3 protein-coding genes and 1 pseudogene are annotated in these 4,047 nt (G+C 70.5%); all 4 read left to right on the top strand.

All coding sequences use genetic code 11. The annotated features are described in order from the left end of the window. Window positions 1-319, top strand: a pseudogene (locus CF8_RS00095) (PP2C family protein-serine/threonine phosphatase); the annotation flags it as partial. Then, a complete protein-coding gene (locus tag CF8_RS00090; RefSeq protein ID WP_036489889.1) occupies window positions 316-1,719 on the top strand; it encodes an FtsW/RodA/SpoVE family cell cycle protein in 1,404 nt (467 codons plus the stop codon). The pseudogene CF8_RS00095 and the gene CF8_RS00090, both read left to right, overlap by 4 nt. After that, window positions 1,716-3,176, top strand: coding sequence for a peptidoglycan D,D-transpeptidase FtsI family protein (locus tag CF8_RS00085; RefSeq protein ID WP_010831111.1), 1,461 nt, complete (start codon window positions 1,716-1,718; stop codon window positions 3,174-3,176). Before CF8_RS00090 ends, CF8_RS00085 begins: the two co-directional genes overlap by 4 nt. Then, on the top strand, window positions 3,173-4,047 hold an 875-nt coding region (locus CF8_RS00080), incomplete at its 3' end, for a serine/threonine-protein kinase (RefSeq protein ID WP_232211554.1). The genes CF8_RS00085 and CF8_RS00080, both read left to right, overlap by 4 nt.

The raw sequence follows: 4,047 nt of genomic DNA, 5'->3' as shown, positions 1-4,047 counted from the left end.
CTACACCTGGCTGCGACGCCTGCTCGCCGCCAGCATCGTGCTCGGCCTCGCCTGGATCGCTCTCGCCTTCGCCTGGTCATGGAGCCAGAGCCAGTTCTACGTCGGCGCGGAGGACGGCCGGATGGCGATCTTCCGCGGCCTCAACGCGCAGATCCCCGGCATCGAGGTCTCCCACCCCTACGAGATCAGCGACGTCGAGCTCGCCAACCTCAGCGACTACGACGCCGACTCGGTCGTCAGCGGGATCGAGGCCACCGACCTCGAGGAGGCGCGCGCCACGATCGAGAACTACGCCGCACGCCAGGACCTGCCTCAATGAGCCAGTCCGGAACCCTGATGGGCTTCGTGCACCGACGTCGCCGCGGCGCGGAGCTCTTCCTGCTCCTGATCGCGCTCGTCGTCGGCATCGGCGCCTACGCCGCGGTCGGCCTCGGCGTGGAGGGCACGATCCCCACCGACATCGTCGCGTACGGCGGATGGCTGGCCGCGCTCGTCGTGGCGGCCCACATCGCCGTACGCCTCGTGGCGCCCTATGCCGACCCGGTGCTGCTGCCCCTGGTCGCCGCCCTCAACGGGCTCGGGCTCGCGGTGATCCACCGCCTCGACCTCGCCTACGAGGCGGCGGGCAAGGACAACCACACCTTCGCGACCCAGCAGCTCACGTGGATGACGCTCGGGGTGCTGCTGTTCATCGCCACCCTCGTGCTGCTGCGCGACCACCGCACCCTGCAGCGGCTGACCTACACCTCCGGCCTGGCCGGCATCGCGCTGCTGCTCCTGCCCTTCCTCCCGGTCATCGGCGGGCAGAAGAACGGCGCCTACATCTGGATCTACGTCGCCGGCTTCAGCTTCCAGCCCGGCGAGGTCGCCAAGGTGCTGCTGGTGGTCGCCTTCGCCGGCTATCTCGTCCTGCACCGCGACGCCCTCGCCCTCGCGGGTCGGCGCGTGCTGTTCGTCGACCTGCCGCGCGGTCGCGACCTCGGCCCGATCCTGGCCATGTTCGGCGTCTCGATGATGATCCTGGTCCTGCAGAACGACCTCGGCTCCTCGCTGCTGTTCTTCGGCCTGTTCCTGGTGATGCTCTACGTCGCGACCGAGCGCCCGGGCTGGCTGATCGTCGGCGGGCTGCTCTTCGGAGCCGGCGCGCTGGCGGCCTACACGTTCGTCGGCAACGTGCAGAACCGCTTCAACTTCTGGTTGCACCCGATGGACTACTACGAGTCCTCGCCGGGCAGCTACCAGCCGGTCGAGGCGATGTTCGGCATGGGTTGGGGCGGCCTGATCGGGCGCGGCTTCGGCGAGGGCATGCCGGAGCGGATCATCTATGCCGAGTCCGACTACATCATCGCCGCGATCGGCGAGGAGCTCGGGTTGACCGCGGTCATGGCCGTCATCCTCTGCTACGGCCTGATCGTCGAGCGGGCGCTGCGGATCGCGCTGATCTCGCGCGACGGCTTCGGCAAGCTGCTCGCCGTCGGGTTCGCCAGCATCGTCGCGCTGCAGGTCTTCGTCGTCATCGGCGGCGTGACCGGCCTGATCCCGCTCACCGGCCTCACGACACCCTTCCTGTCGTACGGCGGTTCGTCGCTGGTCGCCAACTGGGTGATCATCGCGCTGCTCGTGCGCATCTCCGACCATGCGCGCCGGCCGATCCCGAGGATGACCGACGTCAACGACGACTCCGACAGCGAGAGCACCCAGGTGGTGAGACTTCGATGAACAAGCCGATCCGCACGATCTCGATGTTCTGCCTGCTGCTGTTCGCGGCTCTCCTGCTGAACTCCACCTACCTGATGTACGTCCGCGCCGACGACCTCGCCGAGGACCCCCGGAACCGCCGGGTCATCACCGCGGCCTTCGCGCGTGAGCGCGGGGCGATCCTGGTCGGCAAGGAGACGGTGGCGCGCAGCGTCGAGGTCGACGACAAGTACAAGTTCCAGCGCACCTACGCCCAGCCCTTCAAGTACGCCCCCATCACCGGCTACTTCTCCTACTACTCCCAGACCGGCATCGAGCGCTCGCAGAACGACGTGCTCTCCGGCGACGACTCGCGCCTGTTCGTCACCCGCCTCGTCGACATGCTCTCCAACACCGAGCCGCAGGGCGGCAACGTCGAGCTGACGATCAACGCCGCCGCCCAGGACGCGGCGTGGGACGGGCTGCAAGCACTCCCCGGCGACGCGAAGGGTGCGGTCGTCGCGCTGGAGCCCAGCACCGGCAAGGTCCTGGCGATGGTGTCCAGCCCGACCTTCGACCCCAACCTGCTGGCCTCCCACGACCTCAGCGACGTCGAGGACGCGTCCGACCAGCTCCAGGACGACCCCGCCAACCCGCTGATCAACCGCGCGATCGGCACCACCCTGCCCCCAGGCTCGACCTTCAAGCTGATCACCGCTGCCGCGGCCATCGAGTCGGGCAACTACGACCAGGACTCGCTCGTGCCCGGCGGCGCGAAGTTCCAGCTTCCGCAGTCGACCACGAAGGTCGGCAACTGGCAGGGCGGCAGCTGCGGCGGCAACAAGATCACCCTGACCCAGGCGCTCGCGGTCTCCTGCAACGTCAGCTTCCTGACCCTGGCCAACGAGCTCGGCACCGAGGCCATGACCGAGCAGGCCGAGGCGTTCGGCTTCAACTCGACCTCCCTCGAGGACCTCCCGGGCCAGGCATCGTCGCTCTACCCGGCCGACATGGACGCGCCCCAGACGGCGCTCTCGGGCATCGGCCAGTCGAGCGTCACCGCCACCCCGCTGCAGATGGCGATGGTCGCCGCGGGCATCGCCAACGGCGGCGAGGTCAAGCGGCCCTACCTCGTCGACGAGGTCCGCGCACCCAACGCCTCTCTGCTCGACAAGACCGAGGAGTCGACCTACTCGCGGGCCATCTCCAGCACCACCGCCGACCAGCTCACCGACATGATGGTGGCCACGGTCGACGACGGCACCGCCGGCATTGCCGCGATCCCGGGCGTCCGGGTCGCCGGCAAGACGGGCACGGCCCAGTCGACGGACTCGCGTCCGCCGTACGCCTGGTTCGTGTCCTTCGCCCCGGCCGACGACCCGCAGGTCGCGGTCGCGGTGATGGTCGAGGCGAGCGACACCGCGCGCGAGGAGATCGCCGGCGGCAGCCTCGGCGGCCCGATCGCGAAGGCGATCATGCAGGCGGTGATGGGTTCGTGAGCATCCCCGAGCACGGGAGCTTCGCCGACGACGCCCACCGCTACGCCCTCGTCTCACGGCTGGCCACGGGCGGCATGGGCGAGGTCTGGCGCGGTCGCGACACAACGCTCGACCGGCCGGTGGCGATCAAGCTGCTGAAGGCGGAGTACGCCGACGACGCGACCTTCCGCCGGCGCTTCGAGGGCGAGGCGCAGCACGCCGCCTCGCTGCACCACCCCGGCATCGCGGGGGTCTTCGACTTCGGCGAGGCCTCGCCGCTCGACGGCTCCGCGACGCCGCGTCCCTACCTCGTGATGGAGCTCGTCGAGGGCCAGCCGCTGTCGGCGCTGCTGCGCCCCGGTGCCCCGATGGACGTCGAGGTCACCCGCGACCTGATGACGCAGACCGCCGACGCGTTGGGCGCCGCCCACCGGGCCGGCATCGTGCACCGCGACATCAAGCCCGGCAACCTCATCGTCACGCCCGACCGGCAGATCAAGGTCACCGACTTCGGCATCGCCCGCGCGGCCGACGGCATGGCGATCACCGAGACCGGCCAGGTCATGGGCACGCCCGCCTACCTCTCCCCCGAGCAGGCGGAGGGGCGCTCGGCCACGGCCGCCTCCGACGTCTACAGCCTCGGCTGCGTCGCCTTCGAGTGCCTGGCCGGTCGGCGGCCCTTCACGGCCGAGACCTCGGTGGCCACCGCCGTCGCCCACGTGCGCCAGCCCGTCCCGGCCCTCCCGTCGTCGGTCCCCGCCGACCTGGCCGCGGTCGTCACCCGCGCGCTCGCCAAGGATCCGGCCGCGCGGTACGCCGACGGGTCGGCCTTCGCCGCCGCCCTGCGCTCGCCGACGTCGGCGGCCGCGGCGGGCGGTTCCCGCGGTTCCCC

Source organism: Nocardioides sp. CF8, assembly GCF_000389985.1.
Lineage (GTDB): Bacteria > Actinomycetota > Actinomycetes > Propionibacteriales > Nocardioidaceae > Nocardioides > Nocardioides allogilvus.
Note: the sequence above shows the minus strand (reverse complement) of the source record. Positions and strands in the feature narration are given on the sequence as shown.